The sequence below is a fragment of the Thermanaeromonas sp. DSM 22490 genome (assembly GCF_056378755.1).
Map to the genome: position 1 here is coordinate 38,456 of NZ_JBJHHE010000001.1, position 21,540 is coordinate 59,995.

Below are 21,540 nucleotides of genomic sequence, written 5' to 3' on the forward strand. Positions count from 1 at the left end.
GGAGCTGCCGATGGTGCCTTTTTTGTGGGGTATATTTTTAGTTTGGTTTTTGGTAGCAGGCCTGTTTCATCCGTGGACAGGCCTGCTGGTCCTTTTGGCCGGTATCCTTGTTCACTCCTATTATGCACCTCCTTCCGGCCTAATGCTTATACTATTGGTAACAGGAATAGTTTTGGCCCTGGGCCTCCTAGCTGTCTCCTGGCGGATAGCGCCCAAGGGTGCTCCCAGTCCAACCTGGGTATTCGCTGCCAGTCTGGCCGCCCTGCTGGTAGCCGGTGTCCTGGCAGGACCCCGTTTGGGTTTAAGCCTGGCAGGGTTGGTGGGTGCCAAGGCTTTCCGCTACCTTAAGACCCGGGGAGGGCCGGAGTGGTACTGGCGCAGCCTGGCAGGTTGGTTATTTCCGCGGTTAGGGCTATTGATTCTTTGGTTTCTTTTCTTAAGCCAGGTGCTTGGCTCTTTTTACAGTTAAATCTTGCGGAATTAACGCTTAGAGTGTTACAATGGGAGCAAGGCCTTAGGCCTTAAGACTTCATCCGAGGGCAAAGATGAAGTCTAATTTTTTAGAGCGCAGGTGACGTCGGCCGTGGATGAGCGCACTGAAGCGGCCCGGATATCGGTGCTGTCCAACGGTTGTCTGGTCCTCCTAAAGCTGGCTACCGGTATAGCCACGCATTCCTTGAGTGTCATTTCGGAGGCTATCCATTCCGGGCTGGACTTGTTAGCAGCGGTTATAGCTTATTTTTCCCTTAAAGAGGCTAGCAAACCGGCTGACTTTGAGCACCGTTATGGCCACGGGAAGATAGAAAATGTGGCAGGAACTATTGAAGCTCTGCTTATTTTTGGTGCAGCTGTAGGTATAATAGTGGAAGGCGTAAAAAAGCTGCGGTTTGGGACAGAAGTAACGCAGCCGGACATCAGTATTGCCGTCATGGCCTTTTCCGCCCTAGTGAATTATTTTATTTCACGCCATCTGTTCAGGGTAGCGGAAACAACCCAATCGGTAGCCTTGTCGGCCGATGCGTGGCACCTGCGAACGGATGTGTATACTTCGGCGGGAGTAATGCTGGGCCTAGCGGCCTTAAAATTTACAGGGTTTAGCTGGCTGGATCCTCTGGTTGCCGTGCTGGTCGCCGTTCTCATTATGGGAGCCGGGTACCGTTTAACGCGGGAAGCCTTTATACCTTTAATGGATGTATGTCTTCCGGCAGAGGAGGAGCGCATAGTCAAGGAAATTATAACGGCCCATGCCGATCAATATGTAGAGTTTCATAAGCTGCGCACTCGCAAGGCCGGGCGAGAACGCCAGATCGATTTGCACCTGGTGGTTCCCGCCCGGCAGCCGGTGGCTCAGGCTCACCGCCTCTGCGATCATATAACTGCGGAAATCAAGAAGGCCTTGCCCTATACCCAAGTGCTTATCCATGTGGAACCTTGTAACGAAGACCAGAGCTGCCGCAAATGCCAGGGCTGTCAAGGGGAGAGGACTTAAATGCTTTCAGCGCTTTGGGAACTTTATAAGCCTGACTTTGTCCTCCAGGGGACCCTGGCGCGGGCTTTAAATATATCTCCAGTAACGGCCCAGGTCTTGATAAACCGCGGCATAAGAACGGTGGAGGAAGCGAAAGTTTTCTTTTATGGGGGAGTAGAAGCCTTAAGGTCTCCTTATGCCTTGCCGGACATGGAAAAAGCCCTTCGGCGGCTTTATGAGGCAGTACAAAGGCAAGAAAAGATACTTATTTACGGCGACTACGATGTAGACGGGATTTCGGCTGCGGCCATTGTAGGGGAGACGCTGGCCAAGTTAGGGGTAGAGGTAGAATTTTATATTCCCCACCGCCTGGAGGAAGGGTATGGATTAAAGATAGCCGGCCTTTCCTATGCCATCTCCCAGGGCTGTTCCCTGGTCATCAGCGTCGATTGCGGCATCACTGCGGTACAGGAAGCCGCCTGGGCCAGAGAGCAGGGCCTGGACTTAATTATTACGGACCATCACCGGCCAGGAGAACAGTTGCCTCCTGCCCTGGCTGTAGTGGACCCTTGGCTAAGCTCCTGGGAGGGGCCCAATCTGGCAGGAGCAGGGGTGGCTTTTAAGCTGGCTCAGGGTCTGGCGGAAATGTTGAGCTTACCCCCTGAGGCGGGAACGCTTGCGGGCTGGGCCCTGGACTTGGTAGCCCTGGGCACCATTGCTGATTCCATGCCCCTTTTAGGGGAGAACAGGATTCTGGTGCGCAAGGGCCTGGAGCTGCTCAAAGAAGCCAAGAGGCCGGGGATCAAGGCTCTGCTGGAGGTAGCAGGGTTAAATCCTTCAGAATTAAATGCGGAAAGAATAGCTTTTGGCATAGTACCGCGGCTTAACGCTGCCGGGCGGCTAGGCTCGGCCCGGCCCGCCCTGGACCTGTTGCTCACTTCTTTCCCTCAAAAGGCCTGGGAACTGGCCCAGATGTTGAACCGGGAAAATTGCACTCGCCAGCTCTTGGAAGAACAGATACTGGCCGAAGCTATGCTCCAGGCTGAAGCTGCCGCAAAACGGGGAGACCCAGGGATGGTGCTGGCTGGCACCGGATGGCACCCGGGTGTACTGGGCATTGTCGCCGGCAAGCTGGCGGAACGCTTTGGGCGGCCGGCTATTTTGATCGCCCTGGACCAAGAGGGCAAAGGCCGCGGGTCCGGCCGCAGCGTTACGGGAATAGATCTCTTCAATATTATACATAGTTGCCGGCAATATCTCCTTTCTTGCGGTGGCCATGGACAGGCTATAGGACTGGAGATAGCTGCGGATCAAGTGGTATCCTTTCGTGAAGCTTTTCTGGCGGCGCTGGAAGTCGCTTGTGGCCAGGAACGGCCTCAGCCCCGTTTGCAGCTAGAGGCGGAAGTGCTCTTAAGTCAGCTGGATAAGCGGTTAGTAGAAGAGCTGGAAAACCTTGCGCCCTTTGGCGAAGATAATCCGCGCCCCCTTTTCCTTTACCGCGGAGCCCGAATTGTGGCAGCACGGCAGGTGGGCTCCGACGGCCTACATACAAAACTCCAAGTCCAGGCCGAAGGCCGGGAGTTACCGGCCATTGGCTTTCGTATGGTTTTGCCTGATAATATAGAAGTGGGGAGCAAAGTAGACCTAGCTTTTCGGCCGACCATAAACACTTATAACGGTCAGGAAGATCTGGAATTAGTAGTCGCAGCCTTGCGACCGGCAGAGAGTAGCGTTATTGTTGTGGAGACGCACCTTCCGGGGTTAAAGGGAGTAGCGGAAGTTCGAGAGGGTGGAGCTAAAGATCAAGTTACATGGGCAGGAGCCATCCTTAAGGAGCTAAAGAAGCATCTGGACAATAACGGGGGAACAGGTAAGTTAGTTTTTGCTTCCGGCCGAGGGGTCTTAACCTGTTACCATGGGCTAAAGGATATGTTATCCTCTGAGGAAATATTTCTGCTGGCCCGGGGACCCTGGATGCCCAGAGCAAAATCAGCACAATTACTTTCTCCTGGCACTATTATTTTGCAACCTCTGGAGCTTGTGCCGGAAGAGGAATTACAGGATGAGGATTGGCAATTATGGTCGCCTGAAGCAGCCAGGATTTTTCCGGAAGGGCAGGTTTTAAGTTTTGGTGGTGAAAGGACTATAAACGGTGTCATCACCGACCCCTTAAGAGGCGCTTTAGAAAGGGTATCCGGGGGAAAACGGGTGCTGATTTACGCTGCTGATTATGGGCAAGCTTGTCAGCTGGCCCGGTCCTTGCGGCAACGGGCAGAATGTAAAGTGGTACTGGATGAAGGGTTAACAGCTGAGCAAAAGGCCATCATACACCATGGCTCCCTGGCGGGAGAATTTTCTTTACTGGTAGGAATAGGTTCGCGTCCGGCCTGGTTTTATCCGGCTCAAGTTATAATTTTTGCTTATCTTCCCCATGGCCGAGAGGAAATGGAACTAGCTATACCGCCGCAAGAGAATAGGCCGCAGGTTTACATATCAGCTAAAGTCTTAACTAAGGGACCTCCCGGAGCCCAAAGTTTAAGACCTTTTCTTTTAAGCCTTTATAAGCGTTTGGAGGCCTTAACTCTCGGGCAAAAGGCGGTTTACCTACATAAACAAATTGCAGGCAAGTATTTATTCCAATGCAGCTTAAACATTTTGGAAGAATTGGGGTTAATTAACTGTATCGAAGATAATAAGGGGCTAAAAGTATGGCTTAATTCTTCAGTGCAAGGGAAACGAGATTTAAACAACTCCTGGCGTTACCGCCAGCTTTGCCGGGATTGTGAAGCTGCTTTAGCCTTATGGCGGGAGCTTAAGGAGGGTTTAAGGAGGTGAAACCATGAACCTCCAGGCGCTGGAAAGGCAGATACTTCTTTACTACCCGGATGCAGACCTGCGGCTGATTCGGGAGGCTTATGACTTCGCCAGTACTGCCCATAGCGAGCAAAAGCGGCATTCCGGTGAGCCTTATATTGTCCACCCCTTGGCGGTGGCTGAGATTTTGGCCGAACTCCAGCTGGATATTGTTACTATTGCCGCAGGTTTGCTCCACGATGTAGTGGAAGATACCTCGGTGAGTCTGGACACCGTTCGCGATATTTTTGGTGAAGAAGTGGCCCTCCTGGTGGACGGGGTCACCAAGTTGAGCCGGTTGGAATACAAGACTAAAGAGGAGCAGCAGGCCGAAACTTTGCGCAAGATGTTTCTGGCCATGGCCAGGGATATTCGCGTCATTCTCATTAAACTGGCGGATCGCCTGCATAATATGCGAACCCTAAAACATTGCCCACCGGAGAAACAACAGGAAATAGCCCGGGAAACCCTGGAGATTTATGCCCCCCTGGCTCACCGGCTGGGCATCTTTCGACTCAAATGGGAGATGGAGGACCATGCTTTACGCTACTTGGAGCCGGAGATATATTATGAACTGGTGAAAAGCATTTCCAAGAAACGCCAGGAAAGGGAAGAATATATCCAGAAGGTAGCAGCTATTTTGAGGGAAAAACTGCTGGAAAGCGGTATTGAAGCCGATATCCAGGGACGGCCCAAGCATTTTTACAGTATTTACAACAAGATGAAAAAAGAACAAAAGGAACTTAACGAAATATACGATTTGATTGCCTTGCGGGTAATTGTAGATACTGTGAAAGACTGCTATGCTGTGTTGGGCATAATACATGCCCTGTGGAAGCCCATTCCTGGCCGCTTCAAGGATTATATAGCTATGCCCAAACCCAACATGTACCAGTCCTTGCATACCACAGTGCTGGGGCCGGAAGGGGAACCCTTTGAAGTGCAGATTCGCACCTGGGAGATGCACCGGACGGCTGAATACGGCATTGCTGCCCACTGGCGCTATAAAGAGGGTTATACCAGTTCGGATCATGAATTTGAACAGAAACTCACCTGGCTGCGCCAGATTTTAGACTGGCAGCGCGAGCTACGGGACCCCCGGGAGTTTATGGAGTCCTTGAAAATCGATCTCTTTTCCGACCGGGTTTACGTCTTTACTCCTAAGGGCGATGTAATAGAATTACCGGCCGGCTCAGTCCCCATTGATTTTGCTTATCGGGTGCATACGGATGTCGGTCACCAGTGTGTAGGCGCTAAAGTTAACGGGCGGATAGTTCCTCTGGACTATAGATTAAAAACCGGCGATATTGTGGAGATTTTGACTCAAAAGGGGAGCGGTCCTAGCCGGGACTGGCTAAAGATAGTAAAAACCTCCCAGGCCAAAAACCGCATCCGGCAATGGTTCCGTAAAGAAGAGCGGGAAAAAAATTTAGTTAAAGGCCGGGAACTTTTAGAAAAGGAGTACCGGAAACAGGGACTGGAACCTGAGGAAGCTTTAAAGACGGGTGTCCTGCAGGAAGTGGCCCGAAAATTTAATTTGGCTACGGTAGACGATCTCTTGGCAGCCATAGGGGATGGAGTGCTCACAGCCTCCCAAGTAGTAGGCCATTTAAAGGGGGAGGAGAAAAAGGAAGAGGAAATACCCCCGGTGGAAGCGCTGCCGGCTGCCAAGAGCTGGAGCGGCTTCAGCCGGCCTTCCCAGGGCGTTCGGGTTAAAGGTATTGATAATGTAGCGGTGCGCCTGGCCCACTGCTGCAATCCCTTGCCAGGGGATGCCATTGTGGGCTATATTACCCGCGGAAGGGGAATTTCGGTCCACCGTAACGATTGCCCTAACATTTTACACCATCTCCACATGGAGCCCGAGCGCATCATCGAGGTGGCTTGGGACCAGGATGCTGAAGCCACCTATCAGGTACAGATTGAAGCCGTGGCCCTGGATCGGCCCCGCTTGGCCATGGACATTATGTCGGCCGTGGCCGACACTAAAACTATTATTAATTCTGTCCATGCCCGGGCCACGCGCAACAATATGGCTACTATAGATTTAAAAATTGAAATCCGGAGCTTAGAACACCTGCAATATATTCTCGATAAAATACGGCGAATCAAGGATGTCATGGAAGTAAAGAGGGTGACACCTTAAAAGTGAGGTGACAGTTTTTGCGGGCAGTGGTCCAGCGGGTTTTGCGCGCCCGCGTAACAGTGGCCGGGGAAGAGATAGGGGCCATAGGGCCAGGACTCCTGATTTTCCTGGGTGTTAGAACAGGGGATACGGTAGCAGATGCCGGCTACCTTGCGGAAAAAATTGCCGGATTGCGGGTGTTTGCCGACCGGGAAGGGAAAATGAACCTCTCGGTTAAAGATATAGTTGGCCAGGTGCTGGTAGTCTCTCAATTTACCTTGTACGGCGATTGCCGTAAAGGCCGTCGTCCCAGTTTTACCGAGGCTGCTCCCCCGGAGGTTGCTGAGGAATTGTATGAGTGTTTTATAGCCGAACTGAAAAAGCAAGGCTTAAAGGTCTGCAGTGGTCGCTTTCAGGCTCATATGCAGGTGGAGTTGATCAATGATGGTCCGGTAACTTTGCTTTTGGACAGCAGCAGAGTATTTTAAAGGAGTTAAGCGGGCTCAAAGTTTTAGGGATATAACTTTAAAGGGCGCTGGGTAACAGCTTAAAATAAGGAGGGTTTTTATGATTTTAGAAACACTAGTGGTGGGTCCCCTGGGTACCAATTGCTATCTTATCGCTTGTTCCCAGACCAAGGAAGGCGCAGTAATTGACCCGGGCGCCGAAGGAAAGCGGATTCTAGCTGTGGCCGCCCGGGCCGGTATCCGCCTGCGCTATATCATCAATACTCACGGCCATATAGATCATTGCGGGTCCAACGGAGAGATTAAAGAGGCCACCGGTGCCGAGATTTTGATTCATAAAGGTGATGCTTCTTACCTTACCGACCCCCGCAAAAATCTCTTCGCTTTTACCGGGGGACAGGGCGGTAGCCCTCCAGCGGACCGTACCCTGGAAGAAGGTGAAGTTATCCGCCTGGGTCAAGAGGTAATCCTGGAGGTCATACATACTCCCGGGCATACTCCCGGCGGCATCTGCCTTAAAGGAGAGGACTTCGTGTTTACTGGTGATACCCTTTTTGCTGGTTCCATCGGTCGCACCGATTTTCCCGGCGGCTCCTTTGAACAGTTAATCACCTCCATTAAAGAAAAACTTTTTAGCCTGCCGGATAGCATGACTATCTATCCGGGCCATGGACCTGCCTCCAGCATCGGGGCGGAAAAAGTCGATAACCCCTTTTTTTAATTGAGGGAGGTTTCCCATGTTAACCCACAGACCGCGAGGTACAGAGGATATTTTGCCCGGTACCAGCGAAAAATGGCATTATCTAGAAGAGAAGGCCAGTTCCCTCTGCCGTCTGTATGGCTACCGGGAAATAAGAACTCCTATTTTTGAACACACCGAACTTTTCCAGCGCGGTGTAGGGGATACCACGGATATCGTGGAAAAGGAGATGTACACTTTTTACGACCGGAGCGAGCGTAGCCTGACTTTACGTCCGGAAGGGACGGCGCCGGTAGTGCGGGCTTTTTTGGAGCACAGGCTGTACAGCGGCCCGTTGCCCGTGAAGCTTTTCTATATCGGCCCCATGTTTCGCTATGGGCGGCCCCAGGCGGGACGTTTGCGCCAGTTCCACCAGTTTGGCGTGGAGGTTTTTGGCAGCAGGGACCCGGCTGTAGATGCCGAAGTTATCGCTTTGGCCATGGATTTTTACCAGCAGGTGGGGCTTAAAAGTTTGGAACTCCATTTAAACAGCGTGGGCTGTCCTGCCTGCCGGCCTGTACACCGGGAAAAGCTCAAGGCCTATTTAAGGAATAAGCTGGATATTCTTTGCCCTACTTGCCAGGGGAGGTTCGAGCGCAATCCTTTGCGCATTTTTGATTGTAAGAGCGAGGTGTGCCAGGAGCTGGTGGCCCAGGCTCCTACCATTACCGGCTCCTTATGCCCGGATTGTGCCGAACATTTCCGGAGGGTGTTACGATATATAGAAGATCTAGGTATTGAATATATTCTGGATGAACATCTGGTGAGGGGACTGGATTACTACACCAATACGGCCTTTGAAATTATGGTGGCCGGGATTGGCGCCCAGAGCTCCATAGGCGGGGGTGGCCGGTACGACGGCCTGGTAGAGGCTTGTGGGGGCCCGCCTACTCCCGGCATAGGCTTCGGCTTGGGACTGGAACGTATTTTATTGGCTTTAGAGGCTCAGGGGAAGGAGATAGAAGTAAAGAGCGGGATAGATGTACTAGTGGCCACCGCCGGCCCTGATTTGGAGGGGGCGGCCCTGCGACTGCTTAAGGCTTTAAGGGCCAAGGATATTGCCGCCGACAAAGACTATATGGGGCGCAGTTTAAAGGCGCAGATGAAATATGCAGACCGGTATCCGGCCAAACTGGTAATTATTCTGGGTGAGGAAGAGCTGGCTAAAGGAAAGGTTATAGTGCGCAACCTGCGCACCGGTGAACAGCGAGAAGTGGCTGGGCAGGAAATAATAGCTTTTTGCCAGCGGGAAAAGGAGCGTGACAGATAAGTGATTGCAGGTATGGGAGATTTGCGCCGTACTCATGGCTGTGGAGAACTCGGTAAAAAACATGTAGGCCTTCAAGTTACCTTGATGGGGTGGGTACACCGGCGGCGCGATCACGGAGGGTTGATTTTTGTAGACCTGAGGGATCGCTCTGGGATAGTACAGGTAGTCTTTAGTCCTGAGGGGTCCGGCGAAGCTTTTGCTAAAGCCGAGCATATCCGCAACGAATATGTGATCGCCGTGGCCGGAGAAGTGCGGCTGAGGCCAGACGGCACAGCCAACCCCAATTTGGCCACCGGAGAGATTGAAGTCTATGCCCAGCAGACGCATATATTAAATAAAGCTAAAGTACCGCCCTTCCATATTGCGGATAATGTAGAGGTGGATGAAACTTTACGCTTGCGCTACCGGTATCTCGACTTGAGGCGGCCGGAAATGCAGCGCTTGTTGGAATTGCGCTACCGGACCAGCAAGGCAATTAGAGATTTCCTGGATACTAGAGGTTTCTGGGAAATTGAAACACCCATGTTGACTAAAAGCACTCCGGAAGGGGCGCGGGACTTCCTGGTGCCCAGCCGCCTGCACCCCGGAGAGTTTTTTGCTCTGCCCCAGTCTCCCCAGCTCTTCAAACAGATTTTAATGGTGGCCGGGGTGGAGCGCTATTTCCAAATCGTCCGCTGTTTCCGGGACGAGGACTTGCGGGCTGACCGCCAGCCGGAATTTACCCAACTGGACATGGAAATGTCCTTTGTCCGGCGCGAAGATATCATGGATATTACAGAGGAATTGCTGGCCTACGTTTTTCGTACCGTTTTAGGGGTAGACCTTAAATTACCCTTTCCGCGGTTGACCTATAAGGAAGCCATGGCCCGCTTCGGTTCGGACAAACCGGATTTGCGCTTCGGTATGGAAATTAAAGATATCTCTGAGGTCGCCAAAGGCAGCCAGTTTAAAGTTTTTGCCGAAGCGGTGGCCCGGGGAGGAGTAGTGCGGGGAATCAGGGCTCCCGGGTGTAGTAGTTATTCCCGGCGGGAACTGGAGGAGTTAACCAAATTAGCCGGCACTTTCGGGGCTAAGGGCTTGGCCTGGATGATAGTAGAAGGGGAGGGTATTCGTTCGCCCATTGCCAAGTTCTTCAGTCCGGAAGAACTAGAGGGCATTAAGAGGCAAATGGAGGCCCGGGAAGGGGACCTGCTTCTATTTGTGGCGGACAAGGAAGAAACAGCAGCCACTGCCCTGGGAGCCCTGCGCTTGGAGATGGGCAAGCGCTTGGGAATGATAGATCCCGGGCAGCTGGCCTTCGCCTGGGTGATAGATTTCCCTCTGCTGGAGTACAGCGAAGAAGAAGGGCGTTATAAAGCCATTCATCACCCCTTCACTTCTCCTTGTGAAGAAGATCTGCCCCTCTTGGATAGCCAACCCTTAAAAGTACGGGCCTTGGCCTACGATGTAGTGCTTAACGGGGTAGAGCTGGGCGGGGGTAGCATTCGTATTCACCGGCGGGACATACAGGAAAAAATGTTCAATTTATTAGGTTTAGGAATAGAAGAAGCGCAGGAGAAATTCGGTTTCCTGCTGGAGGCCTTTGAGTATGGTGCTCCACCCCACGGAGGCATTGCCTTGGGCTTAGATCGTCTGGTCATGCTCATGGGCCGGAGGGAAACCATACGCGATGTTATTGCCTTCCCCAAGACCCAGAGCGCTACCTGTCTGATGACCGGGGCCCCGGCGCCAGTAGCACCGGAACAATTACAAGAGCTTCATCTGTTCCCGCGGCACCCCTTGCGCGAAAGTAAAGTTTGTGTTAAGATAAATACCGAAAAGGATACAACATAAACGATTTGCACCCTGCAATGTCCGTGTAAAGGCCGCAAGTTGTGAGCCAACACCAACACCTAGGGAGCCTGGACTCTGGGCGTGGCTTGTAGGCCCCCGGGGAGGGGAAACAAAAAGCGCTCAGGAGGGCACCCACCTGCGAGAGCGGGTTCATGAAACTGCGGCACCTCACGGCATTTGTGGGGTTTTATTTTTATGAGGTGTATTTTATGGAAGAAGCCTTCACTACCAGGACAGAACTCTTGCTGGGAAAGGAAGCTCTACACAAACTCCAACGGGCCAGGGTAGCAGTTATCGGCATCGGCGGTGTAGGTTCCTTTGCTGCCGAAGCTCTAGCCCGGGCGGGCGTGGGCTATTTGGAATTGGTGGATCCTGATCATATCGTTCCCAGCAATATTAACCGGCAAATTCATGCCCTCCATTCCACCCTCGGGCAGCCCAAAGTGGAAGTAATGGCCCGGCGCCTTAGAGATATTAATCCCCAGGCTACCGTAATCCCTCGCCAGGAGCGTTATACGCCGGCAACCGGCCACCTTTTCGTCCGCCAGGATTTGGATTACCTGGTGGATGCGATCGATTCGGTACATAATAAAGTTGATCTCCTGGAGCGGGCCTTGCGCAGCGGCGTCAAGATTGTATCCAGTATGGGGGCAGGTAATCGCCTGGACCCTACGGCTTTAAAAGTAGCGGATATATCTAAGACGAGCGGGTGCCCTCTGGCGCGGGCGGTGCGCCAGAGGCTGCGCAAGAGGGGGATTGATAGAGGTCTCACGGTAGTGTATTCCCTGGAGCCGCCGCACAAGGTGTCGCTAGGGACCCAGGGGCGTCAGCCACCGGGCAGCATTTCCTTTGTACCGGCTGCGGCGGGTTTAATTCTGGCCAGCCTAGTGGTGCGGGATTTATTGGGCATCTAACCTACAGGGGAAAGGAGTAAAATCCATGATGTCTTATGGTGCGGTAAAAGACGATCTCCTTTTGCGGCTAAAAAAGATCGAGGGACAGGTCAAGGGCCTGCAGCGCATGATAGAAGAGGAGAAATATTGCGTCGATGTCCTCGTACAGATTGCGGCTGTGCGCGCTGCCTTAAAAACGGTTGGCAACATTATTTTTGAGCAGCATGTGCGCGGCTGCGTGCGTAACGCCATTAGCAGTAAACAGGGAGATGAGGTTATCCAGGAGCTAATTTACGTCCTCAACAGATTTATGGATTAGTAGGCTTTTTGCCGCAACGCTCTTGCCAGGCACGGCTGAGCTCCTTTTCTTTGCCGTAGGGAGAGGGCACATAAAAAACCTTGCCCTCTAAAGTAGCAGGCAGATAGCGCTGCTCCACCCAGCCCCCCGGGTAATTGTGGGGGTATTTGTACCCTTTGCCGTGGCCTAAAGCCGCTGCTCCCGGATAGCTGGCATCGCGTAAATGCCGAGGTACAGGTGGAGCTTGTTCCTTTTCTACGGCGGCCAAGGCGCTATCCATGGCTTTGATGACAGAATTGCTTTTGGGTGCCAGGGCCAAATATAGGGTGGCTTCAGCCAGGATGAGGCGTCCCTCCGGCAAACCTACCCGTTCCACGGCCTGAGCAGCAGCGGTGGCAACTACTAAGGCCTGGGGATCGGCCAGACCTATATCTTCGGCCGCATGTACCATAAGCCGCCGGGCAAGAAACTCGGGGTCTTCGCCGGCATAAATCATACGGGCCAGCCAATAGATAGCCGCATCAGGATCGGAACCGCGAATACTTTTAATCCAGGCAGAAACAACGTCATAGTGCTGGTCCCCATCGCGGTCGTAGAGAATAGCTCTTTTCTGGGCCGCCTCTTCGGCCACGGACAAGGAAATATAGCGTTTCCCCCCTTCAGAGGGAGGGGTAGTCAGGGCGGCAAATTCCAGGGCGTTTAAAGCCACCCGGGCATCGCCATTGGCCAGTTGGGCAAAATGTTTTAAGGCCGCCTCTTCTACCTGGATATTTAAATTTCCCAGGCCCCGTTCCTTATCTTCCAAGGCCCGGCGCAAAAGTTTTAATATATCCGCTTCCTGCAAAGGCTCCAGCCGAACAATGCGAGAACGGGACCGAAGGGCAGCGTTAACCGTAAACATAGGATTTTCTACCGTAGCGCCAATAAGGGTGATGAGGCCTTCTTCCACACAGGGAAGCAGAGCATCCTGAATGTTTTTAGCCCAGCGGTGGATTTCATCCACGAAGATGACCGTCTTCTGGCGGTAATATATTCTCCTTTCTTTAGCGGCGGCTACCACTCTGCGAATGTCGTTTATGCCGTCCAGAACGGCATTGAGGGATTCAAAATGGGCTTTAGTTATGTTAGCGATGATATGGGCCAGGGTGGTTTTGCCGCTGCCCGGCGGACCCCAGAGGATCAGGGAAGTCAGGCTATCGTTTTCGATGGCTCGGCGAAGCAAAGTACCCGGGCCAATTATTTTTTCCTGCCCGACGAATTCCTCCAGGGTACGTGGGCGCATCCTAACCGCTAAGGGTGCTTTGGCCTGGATTTCTGCCTGGGCGGCCTGTTCGAAGAGATTCATAGGAAACCGGCTCCCTCACCAAAGGAAAGGCTTAATAAATTTATTTTTTTTTATTATAACACTACCACTACAGGATAAAAAATGTCTGCCTTGAACTCGAGAAGCGCAGGCTGTGGGGCGCATAAAAATTTAACCTGCTTGGAAAGCTTAATAAAGCAGAGTATAGCGCTCGGTTTTTGGATTGACAATATCCGAGTAACTTGCTAAGATATAATCACTGAGATAACAGGTAGAAATTTTTTGAGGGGGTGATGGCCTATGAAACTCTCCACCAGGGGAGAATATGGGTTGCGCGCCATGTTTGACCTGGCTCAGCGCTATGGGGAGGGACCTATTTCTTTAAAAAGTGTAGCGGAGCGCCAGGATATTTCCGAGCACTATCTCGAACAGCTCATTGCCTCTTTGCGTAAGGCAGGGCTGGTGCGCAGTGTGCGGGGCGCTCAGGGGGGGTATATCCTGGCCAAGGAGCCGGGGGAGATAAAAGTGGGTGACATTATCCGGGTGTTGGAAGGCCCCATTGCCCCCATGGACTGTGTTAACGAAGAAGAAGGTGAGTGCTGTTCCAGGGCGGAAACCTGCGTAGCGCGCACCATTTGGGAGAAGGTGCGCGATAGCATTACCGAAGTCTTGGACTCCATTACTTTGGAGGATATGGTGGCTGAAGCCAATACGCTACAACAAAGTGATAAATATATGTATTACATTTAAGAATAAGAAAAGGTGAGGACAATGCGCAGAGTTTACCTTGACCATAGCGCTACGACACCGGTACGGCCGGAAGTGCTGGAGGAAATGCTCCCCTTTTTTAAGGATCAATTTGGCAACCCTTCTACTATTTACAGTTGGGGCCGGGAAGCTAAAAACGCTATAGAAGAAGCCCGGGCGCGGGTGGCAAGCCTAATCGGCGCCCAGCCGGAAGAGATTGTCTTTACCAGTGGCGGTACCGAAGCCGATAATATGGCCCTCATTGGCGCTGCCTATGCCAATCAAAAAAAGGGGAAACATATAATTACTTCCAGCATCGAACACCATGCCGTTTTAGATACAGCTCAGTATTTAATGCGTCAGGGCTTTAAAGTCACCTTCCTGCCGGTGACCCGGGAAGGCCTGGTGCGGGTAGAAGATGTTGAGGAGGCCTTGACCCAGGAAACCATTCTCATAAGCATCATGCATGTAAATAATGAAGTAGGAACTATACAGCCCATCCAGGAAATCGGAAAGCTGGCTCGGGAGCGAGGCATTATTTTCCATACCGATGCCGTCCAGAGTGTGGGCAAAATTCCGGTAAACGTTGATGAACTAAACGTAGATCTCTTGAGCGCTTCTGCCCATAAAATCTATGGTCCCAAAGGAGTGGGCTGCCTTTATATCCGTAAGGGTACCCGCATCCAGACCCTCCTGCATGGAGGTGGTCAAGAGCGCAAGCGGAGGGCGGGTACCGAAAATGTGCCCGGTATAGTGGGGTTTGGCAAAGCCGCCGAACTGGCCGGGCTGGAGCTGGAGAGCGAAGCCCAAAGGCTTAAGAAATTGCGGGACAAACTTATCGATGGCGTTTTGAGCCGTATTGATGAGGTGCAGTTAAACGGTGACCGGGAACGCAGGTCTCCCATCAATGCTAACTTCAGCTTCCGCTATGTAGAAGGGGAATCCATTCTTTTGAGCCTGGATATGAAGGGGATAGCTGCTTCCAGCGGTTCGGCGTGTACCTCGGGTTCCCTAGACCCGTCCCATGTGCTTCTGGCCATGGGTATTCCTCATGAAATAGCCCACGGTTCGGTGCGTATGACCCTGGGCCGGGACAATACCGAGGAAGATATTGATTATGTTCTAGAAGTGCTGCCGGAAATTATCGAGCGGCTGCGGGCCATGTCGCCCTTATACAATAAAAAAGCCTAAGCATTCCCTCTCTGGGTGTGGGGTCTATAAGGAGTGAGTGAGAATGTACAGCCCAAAAGTAATTGAACACTTTACTAACCCGCGTAATGTCGGTGAAATCCCCGATGCCGACGGCATCGGGGAGGTAGGAAATCCTGTCTGCGGTGATATTATGCGCCTTTACATTAAGGTAGAGGATGGCGTCATTAAAGATGTTAGATTTAAAACCTTTGGCTGTGGTGCGGCTATAGCTACCAGCAGCATGCTAACGGAGCTAGTAAAAGGGAAGAGCCTGGAAGAGGCTATGAAGATAACCAATAAAGCTGTGGCTGAGGCTCTGGATGGGCTCCCGGCCCAGAAAATGCACTGTTCCAATCTAGCTGCCGATGCCCTGCACAAGGCCATTGAGGATTATAAAAAGCGCCAGAACAAAGGCGGTGACTTAGCTGGCTAAGGGTAAGGTTATGGTGGCTATGAGTGGCGGGGTGGATAGTTCCACTGCCGCCGCTTTGTTAAAAGAGGAAGGGTATGAAGTTATTGGGGTTACGCTGGAAATTTGGCCCCTGGATGTGCCCCCACCGCCGGGAGAAGTGGGTTGCTGCTCTTTGAGCGCCGTAGAGGATGCCCGGCGGGTAGCCGCCATTTTGGGCATTCCGCACTATGTGCTTAATTTTCGCGATATGTTTGCCGAAAAGGTTATAAGCTATTTTATCGAGGATTATCTCCACGGGCGGACTCCTAATCCCTGTATAGCTTGTAATCGTTTTATTAAATTTGAAGGGCTGTTGCGCAAGGCCCTGGCTCTGGGTATGGACTATATAGCTACAGGACATTATGCCCGGATATTCTACGACGAGAAGCGGGGGCGCTATGTTCTGGCTAAGGGCCAGGATGCGGCTAAAGATCAGAGCTATGTCCTCTATACCTTTACCCAGGAGCAGCTAGCCCGTACCCTTTTACCCTTAGGGAATTATACCAAGTCCGAAGTACGCTCGATAGCTGCCCGTTATGGTCTGCCGGTGGCTGGGAAGCGCGAATCCCAGGAGATCTGCTTTGTTACTACAGGTGATTACCGCCAGTTTATAAGGGAAAGGGCTAAAACCCCCATCCGTCCTGGTCCTATTTTGGATATTAGAGGCAGGGTTATAGGACGCCATCGCGGCCTGCCCTATTACACCGTCGGGCAGCGCAAAGGTTTAGGCTTGGCAGCAGGACGGCGCCTTTTTGTAGTGGCCTTGGACCCTCGCCGGAATGCCGTCATTGTGGGGGAAGAAAAGGATCTTTTGAGCTTTAAGCTCACGGCCAAGGATAATAATTATATACTGTGGGAAGAGCCGCCGCCGGAAGTGGAGGTTGCGGTAAAAATTCGTTACCGGGCTCCGGAGGTGCCCGCCACCCTGCGGCCTCAAGGATGCGGGCTGGCTGAAGTGGAATTTCAGGAACCCCAGCGGGCAGTAACTCCTGGACAAGCGGTAGTTTATTACTGCGGTGACCTAGTAGCGGGGGGCGGCACTATCATGGCCCCCTGGGAGGAAAAGGCGCCTTAAACTGGGGCGCATTTTTTGTAGCCTGGTCGGCAATAATATCCCTTGAGCGAGGGGATATTTTTGCCTAAAGGGCGAGAATTGGTAGGTCTGCCGGTGATAAGCCTGGAAGCAGGTGAAGAATTAGGGCGAGTTCAGGACCTGGTCTGGGAGAAGACAAATTTTAACCTTTTAGGGGTGCTCCTTTCCCCTCATGGCCTGTTTAAAGGGCCCCAGTTTGTGGAATTTAAAAAAATAAAGGGGCACGGGCCTGATGCTTTGACTGTGGACAGCAAAACTTCTTTGCGCACTCCTTTACCGAAGGGAAGCCTGCGCTGGCGGGACTTCAGGGGGAGAAGGGTTCTCGATCCCCAGGGTAAAGAACTGGGCCTATTGGAAGACTTCGAGGTTGAATGGCCTTCGGGCCGGATTATCGGCTTAGAGCTATCCGCAGGCCTGGTGGACGACTTCCTTGAGGGGCGCCATACCGTAAATATAAGCAACCTTTCCATAACCTGGGGACCAGATGTAGTTATTCTGCGTTAAGGAGGTGGACTATGATGCGGACCTGTCCTGTTTGTGGCGGCCGGGCTGTAGGCCGTATTGGAGTGGACCAGTATTACTGCTGGGACTGCTTGCTGGAATTTAACGGGAAGAATGAAGTCTTTGCTATTGCCGAAGATGGTACGCTGGTTGCTTATAACCACCCGGGAGGCTAAAAAAGTGCTCTGGCGGCGAGGATTTTGGGGAGGATTTCTGGCAGGGAGCCTGTTAGGGACTTTCATAGGGTTAATGTCACACCCACCACAAAACCGTATAGCTGCAGAACAACCCTTGACTACACTTAAGGCCAGTAGAAACAGGCGTAACAAGGGTATTGTATCCTATCGCAGGCCTCAAACTTAATTAGTAATGTTGTTGGGTGAGATTTTTACAATGCTACTTCTTAACCATGGTAAGATCTGGCGCCTGGCTATCCTCGGCGTTTTGCTGGCCGGGGCTTTATTTTTTCTCTACCTGGTACGCAAGATCTTCGCCCCTTTTTTGCTGGCTGTTCTACTGGCCTATTTTCTTAAGCCAGCCGTGGCAGCCCTGGAAAAGCGGGGATGGCCGCGCGGGACTGCTATCCTTTCTTTATATTTTCTAGGGCTAATAGTGCTGGTGCCTACCTTACTTTATGTCCTTCCCCAGCTTTTGCGGGAATTGAATAATTTCCTCGATCAGTTGCCTTTTTTGAGCAGTGAAGTACAGGGTTGGCTGCAAACCTTTTACGAACGTTATCAACGCCCGGGCGTGCCCTTGGGCTTGCGCCGTATAGTGGACGAAACCCTGGTCCATTTACAGGGGGTGGTGGAGAACGGGGCTCGGCAGGTGGCAGATCTTATCATGGGCTTGTTTTCCGGATTGGCCAGCTTAGCCCTGGCCCCGGTTTTAGCCTATTATTTATTAAAAGATAGCGAAGCTTTAAGCCGGGGAGCCATTCGGCTTTTACCCGCAGCCTGGCGGGAAGATCTGCTGGGGTTATGGACGGAAATTGACCGGGTGCTTACCAGCTTTGTACGGGGGCACCTCTTGGTTTCGCTTTTGGTTGGTTTGCTTACTGGGATAGGCCTGTTCCTGGCCGGTAGCCGTTACGCTATAGTTATGGGTATAGTAATGGGCCTGGCCGACCTCATTCCTTATTTTGGCCCTTTGCTCGGAGCAGTACCTATTGTGGCCCTTAGCTGGCTGGAATCTAAAAGGCTGGTCCTTTACGCCTTGCTGGTGATAGTAGTAGTACAACAAATAGAAGCGGCCGTTCTGGCACCCCGTATCCTGGGGCAAAGCGTTGACCTGCCTCCCCTGGCCATTATTTTGGCTTTGCTGGCAGGAGGCGAACTCTTCGGTGTAGCCGGTCTTTTGCTGGCTGTCCCCGCGGCGGCTATAGGTCGTATAATTGTCGGTTTCCTCTGGGCCAAATTAGTAAGCCGCTAAGCTAATAAAAAGCATTCACATAGTTGTTGAAAAGGAATGGATGAAGTTGTTAAAAAGGAAATGTTGGGGACGCCCGTCTTGGCACACCCTTTATTTCAAAAAATACTTTCTATCTGGGTTGTGAACCCGGCTATCACCCGGGACCTGATCGTTCCCTGCTGCTCCGCTTCCTGGTCCAACACAAACTTCCCTTCCCGCAGGCAAAAAACCTGCACCGATTTATCCTGCGGATCAACTATCCAGTATTCCCTGACCCCGCTCCTTTCGTAGACCTTATATTTGGTCCGCAGGTCATAGTAGCCCGTAGCAGGAGAGAGGATCTCTACCACCAGATCCGGGGCACCCTTAATGCACTTCTCTCCAATAATACCCAGTCTTTCGTTGGAAATAAAAATTATGTCTGGCTGGTAGGTTTCCGTTTCTTCCAGGTAGACATCAATAGGGGCGTATAATACAATGCCTAACCCCTTCTCCAGGACAAAGCTCGCCATTTGCAATTCTAATTTCATCGATACCATCTGGTGATAGGGCGTGGGCGAGGGCGTCATGACCAGTTCACCCCTAATGAGTTGGTAGGGTGCCCCTTCCGGAAGGCGGCAATAATCTTCATAAGTGTAGCCGTTTCGGCTTGCTGCAAGCTCAGCCGGGATAGCGCTCACTTTTCTGCACCTCCATTCTTTGGGCCTTCATTTTGTACCCGGCAGCTTTTTCCTTATTTTAACCTGGGGGTTACCGGTTGAGCAAGATAATGATCCCCTGGTGTCATTCGCACAGTTTATAATATTTACGAAAGCATTCTTCGCTACGACTTGAGCCAAAGGGGAGTGGAAGCGGAGTGGAAGCGGAGAGGGTCTTCAGTACATAGCGAAATAGATTAAGCGAAAAAAGTACGGACTTCACCAAATATCACACATAGCTGTGTGCACCGGGGAGCAGTACAGATACTCCGAACAGGGTAAAGAGCACCGCCATAAAGCCTACAATGGCCATTATAGCCGCCTTTTTCCCTCGCCAACCGTAGGTCTTGCGGGCATGGAGGTAGCCGGCATAGATCAGCCAAGTGATTAAGGCCCAGGTTTCTTTCGGGTCCCAGCCCCACCATCTGCCCCAGACCTCTTCGGCCCAAACGGCTCCGGTAATTAAAACTAGGGTCATAAAGGGGAAACCAACTGCCACCGACCAGTGCATCCAGTTGTCGAGCTTAGCCAGGGGGGGTATAGACTGAGCAATTCCGTTGTCTTGTAATTTTTCTTTGAGCAAATAGATGATTCCCAGACAGAAGGAAAGGCCGAAGGCTCCGTAGGCTATGATGGCAGTGAGGACATGAAACTGCAGCCACATGCTCTGTAGGGCGGGCATCAGTGGCCGGCTCTCGGAAGGCAAGGTATTGCTATATGAAAGTATAATTACCCCCAGCAGCGCAACCAGGGACATCAGTAGATCTAGCTTAAAGTATCGGTAGACCAGGAAGAAAAACAAAAGTATGCCCCAGGCAAAAAGGAGGGTAAATTCATATAGGGTGGCAAAGGGCAGCCTCCGCATAGATAAGCTCCGCTGCCCGAGGGCCAGGGAGAGGAACACAAAGGCTAAGACTAGAGTAACCAGAGATATTTTGCTAATGTGCTTATTAGGTTTCCATAAGGATACTAAGCTTAAAATCACAGAAACTAGCAACAAAAGGTAGGCAATAAGGATATATTTTGCTTCCATAGTATTAAATGCTTCACCTCATTCAGCTTTGGTTTTATCCGGCACCAGGTACCTGAGGACAAAGCCTAACAAGAGCAGACCGAAGCCGAAATAAACTGTACTTATACCCGGGTCTTTTTTTATTTCTAGCCCGGTGTAATAACGGTAACCTGAAAAGGTAACGGGGTAGTTTTTGATGACCTTTGTTTCCTTCTCTCCTATTATTTGCATATCTACTATGTTGTGATCTTGGACAAGGGCGCAAGCTAATTTAGGATTTCGGGGAAAAGGAGACAGCGATCGCAATTTACTGCTTTGAGCGTCGTAATCGGGTATAAAGAAAAACATCAAGCTATGGTTTTCATCAATCAGCAGTTTTTGCCCACTGGCCAGCTCAAAGGGCAGCGCTTTTCCGCCAGCAATAACTTGTCCCTTCACCAACCAGCCATAACTTTTTTGATAGATTTTTAACCCTTTAAATCTTAAAGGATAATTTACCTTGATTTCTTGATGTATCTCCTTACCATCATAGGCCTTTAGCAAGATGTCACTAATATATTGCTTGGGCTCCAGGTTGTCGTAATATTCGATCTTGAAATCCCTTACGGTTAAAACCTGGCCTGGGAATCCATGTGAAGCCAAATCCACAGTGTCGCCCACACCGACCTCTACATAAGCGCTTCGGCCCATGGACCCGGATATTACTGCTCCAGCTAAAATCACCAGGAGGCTCAGGTGAAGGACAATGGAACCCCACTTTTTCCAGCCGGCCGATTTCTTGATTCGGCGGACGGAACAGGCCAGGAGATTGACCGCTAAAAGAGCGGCCAGGGTCAGAAACCACCAGCTGCGGTATAAGTGGTCCAGGGATAGGATAAGGATCAAACTTCCCAGACCTTCGCCATAATAAACCTTATAAAATCCTGCGGGTTGACCTTGGGGAAGGAGGGTGCCCAGGGAGGCTAGGGCTCCCAATAGAAGCAGGAGGAAAAGGGCTAATTTCATGGAGGACAGGAAACGCAAAGTTGATCACCCGTTAAGAATTGTTTAACCAAGACTGAGTATATCCTTTTAAGGTTTTCCGGTCAAATTATTTAAAATAGGGGTTTTTTAATAGTACCAAAAAATTAGGGGTTAGCAGCAGGAATTCTAAGGGTAATAGCGAATAGATTTTACAAATAGCAGAAG

The 21,540-nt window shown here is 51.5% G+C and carries 21 protein-coding genes and 1 other RNA gene; 18 read left to right on the forward strand and 4 right to left on the reverse strand.

Going from position 1 to position 21,540, the window contains the following annotated elements:
• Positions 1–10 precede the first annotated feature (10 nt).
• From AC1BI1_RS00200 to AC1BI1_RS00250, 11 genes are all read left to right on the forward strand, one after another.
• Complete coding sequence (locus AC1BI1_RS00200) at positions 11–469, forward strand: hypothetical protein (RefSeq protein WP_476715246.1); 459 nt, start codon at positions 11–13, stop codon at positions 467–469.
• A gap of 114 nt (positions 470–583) precedes the next feature.
• Positions 584–1,489, forward strand: coding sequence for a cation diffusion facilitator family transporter (locus tag AC1BI1_RS00205; protein WP_476715247.1), 906 nt, complete (start codon positions 584–586; stop codon positions 1,487–1,489).
• The gene (gene recJ, locus AC1BI1_RS00210; protein ID WP_476715248.1) at positions 1,490–4,303 is read left to right on the forward strand and encodes a single-stranded-DNA-specific exonuclease RecJ; all 2,814 of its coding nucleotides are present in this window, start codon (positions 1,490–1,492) and stop codon (positions 4,301–4,303) included.
• 4 nt (positions 4,304–4,307) lie between these two features.
• On the forward strand, positions 4,308–6,467 hold the full coding sequence (locus AC1BI1_RS00215) for a RelA/SpoT family protein (protein WP_476715249.1): 2,160 nt from the start codon (positions 4,308–4,310) through the stop codon (positions 6,465–6,467).
• A gap of 17 nt (positions 6,468–6,484) precedes the next feature.
• Entirely contained in the window at positions 6,485–6,934 is a 450-nt protein-coding gene (gene dtd, locus AC1BI1_RS00220; RefSeq protein ID WP_476715250.1) for a D-aminoacyl-tRNA deacylase, read from the forward strand.
• A gap of 79 nt (positions 6,935–7,013) precedes the next feature.
• On the forward strand, positions 7,014–7,634 hold the full coding sequence (locus tag AC1BI1_RS00225) for an MBL fold metallo-hydrolase (RefSeq protein WP_476715251.1): 621 nt from the start codon (positions 7,014–7,016) through the stop codon (positions 7,632–7,634).
• 16 nt (positions 7,635–7,650) lie between these two features.
• The gene (gene hisS / locus AC1BI1_RS00230; RefSeq protein ID WP_476715252.1) at positions 7,651–8,922 is read left to right on the forward strand and encodes a histidine--tRNA ligase; all 1,272 of its coding nucleotides are present in this window, start codon (positions 7,651–7,653) and stop codon (positions 8,920–8,922) included.
• Positions 8,923–10,755, forward strand: coding sequence for an aspartate--tRNA ligase (gene aspS / locus AC1BI1_RS00235; RefSeq protein WP_476715253.1), 1,833 nt, complete (start codon positions 8,923–8,925; stop codon positions 10,753–10,755). It abuts the gene before it with no gap.
• A 6-nt stretch (positions 10,756–10,761) separates the two neighbouring features.
• Positions 10,762–10,945, forward strand: a non-coding RNA gene (ssrS, locus tag AC1BI1_RS00240) — 6S RNA.
• A gap of 19 nt (positions 10,946–10,964) precedes the next feature.
• A complete protein-coding gene (locus tag AC1BI1_RS00245) occupies positions 10,965–11,669 on the forward strand; it encodes a tRNA threonylcarbamoyladenosine dehydratase (RefSeq protein WP_476715254.1) in 705 nt (234 codons plus the stop codon).
• 25 nt (positions 11,670–11,694) lie between these two features.
• Complete coding sequence (locus AC1BI1_RS00250) at positions 11,695–11,967, forward strand: metal-sensitive transcriptional regulator (RefSeq protein WP_476715255.1); 273 nt, start codon at positions 11,695–11,697, stop codon at positions 11,965–11,967.
• On the opposite strand, the gene AC1BI1_RS00255 is transcribed toward AC1BI1_RS00250, so the two are convergent.
• Positions 11,957–13,291, reverse strand: a complete 1,335-nt coding sequence (locus AC1BI1_RS00255) for a replication-associated recombination protein A (protein ID WP_476715256.1) — start codon at positions 13,289–13,291, stop codon at positions 11,957–11,959. The genes AC1BI1_RS00250 and AC1BI1_RS00255 overlap by 11 nt on opposite strands.
• A 258-nt stretch (positions 13,292–13,549) precedes the next feature.
• Between AC1BI1_RS00255 and AC1BI1_RS00260 the strand changes: the two genes are divergently transcribed.
• From AC1BI1_RS00260 to AC1BI1_RS00290, 7 genes are all read left to right on the forward strand, one after another.
• On the forward strand, positions 13,550–13,999 hold the full coding sequence (locus tag AC1BI1_RS00260) for an RrF2 family transcriptional regulator (RefSeq protein ID WP_476715257.1): 450 nt from the start codon (positions 13,550–13,552) through the stop codon (positions 13,997–13,999).
• A gap of 21 nt (positions 14,000–14,020) precedes the next feature.
• Positions 14,021–15,187 (forward strand): cysteine desulfurase NifS, encoded by a 1,167-nt coding sequence (gene nifS, locus AC1BI1_RS00265; RefSeq protein WP_476715258.1) that lies wholly within the window; start codon positions 14,021–14,023, stop codon positions 15,185–15,187.
• Positions 15,188–15,230: 43 nt separating this feature from the next.
• Positions 15,231–15,620, forward strand: a complete 390-nt coding sequence (gene nifU, locus AC1BI1_RS00270; protein ID WP_476715259.1) for a Fe-S cluster assembly scaffold protein NifU — start codon at positions 15,231–15,233, stop codon at positions 15,618–15,620.
• Between the two features lie 10 nt (positions 15,621–15,630).
• On the forward strand, positions 15,631–16,713 hold the full coding sequence (mnmA, locus tag AC1BI1_RS00275; protein ID WP_476715260.1) for a tRNA 2-thiouridine(34) synthase MnmA: 1,083 nt from the start codon (positions 15,631–15,633) through the stop codon (positions 16,711–16,713).
• 60 nt (positions 16,714–16,773) lie between these two features.
• Complete coding sequence (locus AC1BI1_RS00280; protein WP_476715261.1) at positions 16,774–17,235, forward strand: PRC-barrel domain-containing protein; 462 nt, start codon at positions 16,774–16,776, stop codon at positions 17,233–17,235.
• 14 nt (positions 17,236–17,249) lie between these two features.
• Positions 17,250–17,408: a hypothetical protein gene (locus AC1BI1_RS00285; RefSeq protein ID WP_476715507.1), complete on the forward strand. Its 159-nt coding sequence runs from the start codon at positions 17,250–17,252 to the stop codon at positions 17,406–17,408.
• A gap of 217 nt (positions 17,409–17,625) precedes the next feature.
• Positions 17,626–18,663, forward strand: coding sequence for an AI-2E family transporter (locus tag AC1BI1_RS00290; protein ID WP_476715262.1), 1,038 nt, complete (start codon positions 17,626–17,628; stop codon positions 18,661–18,663).
• A gap of 95 nt (positions 18,664–18,758) precedes the next feature.
• Here the strand turns inward: AC1BI1_RS00290 and AC1BI1_RS00295 are convergent, their stop codons facing one another.
• The 3 genes from AC1BI1_RS00295 to AC1BI1_RS00305 form a co-directional block, all read right to left on the reverse strand.
• Entirely contained in the window at positions 18,759–19,322 is a 564-nt protein-coding gene (locus AC1BI1_RS00295) for a Uma2 family endonuclease (protein ID WP_476715263.1), read from the reverse strand.
• 247 nt (positions 19,323–19,569) lie between these two features.
• A complete protein-coding gene (ccsB, locus tag AC1BI1_RS00300) occupies positions 19,570–20,373 on the reverse strand; it encodes a c-type cytochrome biogenesis protein CcsB (protein WP_476715264.1) in 804 nt (267 codons plus the stop codon).
• Positions 20,374–20,391: 18 nt separating this feature from the next.
• Positions 20,392–21,375 (reverse strand): cytochrome c biogenesis ResB family protein, encoded by a 984-nt coding sequence (locus tag AC1BI1_RS00305; RefSeq protein WP_476715265.1) that lies wholly within the window; start codon positions 21,373–21,375, stop codon positions 20,392–20,394.
• Positions 21,376–21,540 lie beyond the last annotated feature (165 nt).

Excerpts from the sequence above, each read along its gene's own strand:
- AC1BI1_RS00200 (WP_476715246.1), top strand. The coding sequence starts at position 11 with ATGGTGCCTTTTTTGTGGGGTATATTTTTAGTTTGGTTTTTGGTAGCA.
- recJ (WP_476715248.1), top strand. The coding sequence starts at position 1,490 with ATGCTTTCAGCGCTTTGGGAACTTTATAAGCCTGACTTTGTCCTCCAG.
- AC1BI1_RS00215 (WP_476715249.1), top strand. The coding sequence starts at position 4,308 with ATGAACCTCCAGGCGCTGGAAAGGCAGATACTTCTTTACTACCCGGAT.
- AC1BI1_RS00225 (WP_476715251.1), top strand. The coding sequence starts at position 7,014 with ATGATTTTAGAAACACTAGTGGTGGGTCCCCTGGGTACCAATTGCTAT.
- hisS (WP_476715252.1), top strand. The coding sequence starts at position 7,651 with ATGTTAACCCACAGACCGCGAGGTACAGAGGATATTTTGCCCGGTACC.
- AC1BI1_RS00245 (WP_476715254.1), top strand. The coding sequence starts at position 10,965 with ATGGAAGAAGCCTTCACTACCAGGACAGAACTCTTGCTGGGAAAGGAA.
- AC1BI1_RS00250 (WP_476715255.1), top strand. The coding sequence starts at position 11,695 with ATGATGTCTTATGGTGCGGTAAAAGACGATCTCCTTTTGCGGCTAAAA.
- AC1BI1_RS00255 (WP_476715256.1), bottom strand. The coding sequence starts at position 13,291 with ATGAATCTCTTCGAACAGGCCGCCCAGGCAGAAATCCAGGCCAAAGCA.
- AC1BI1_RS00260 (WP_476715257.1), top strand. The coding sequence starts at position 13,550 with ATGAAACTCTCCACCAGGGGAGAATATGGGTTGCGCGCCATGTTTGAC.
- nifS (WP_476715258.1), top strand. The coding sequence starts at position 14,021 with ATGCGCAGAGTTTACCTTGACCATAGCGCTACGACACCGGTACGGCCG.
- nifU (WP_476715259.1), top strand. The coding sequence starts at position 15,231 with ATGTACAGCCCAAAAGTAATTGAACACTTTACTAACCCGCGTAATGTC.
- mnmA (WP_476715260.1), top strand. The coding sequence starts at position 15,631 with ATGGTGGCTATGAGTGGCGGGGTGGATAGTTCCACTGCCGCCGCTTTG.
- AC1BI1_RS00285 (WP_476715507.1), top strand. The coding sequence starts at position 17,250 with ATGCGGACCTGTCCTGTTTGTGGCGGCCGGGCTGTAGGCCGTATTGGA.
- AC1BI1_RS00290 (WP_476715262.1), top strand. The coding sequence starts at position 17,626 with ATGCTACTTCTTAACCATGGTAAGATCTGGCGCCTGGCTATCCTCGGC.
- ccsB (WP_476715264.1), bottom strand. The coding sequence starts at position 20,373 with ATGGAAGCAAAATATATCCTTATTGCCTACCTTTTGTTGCTAGTTTCT.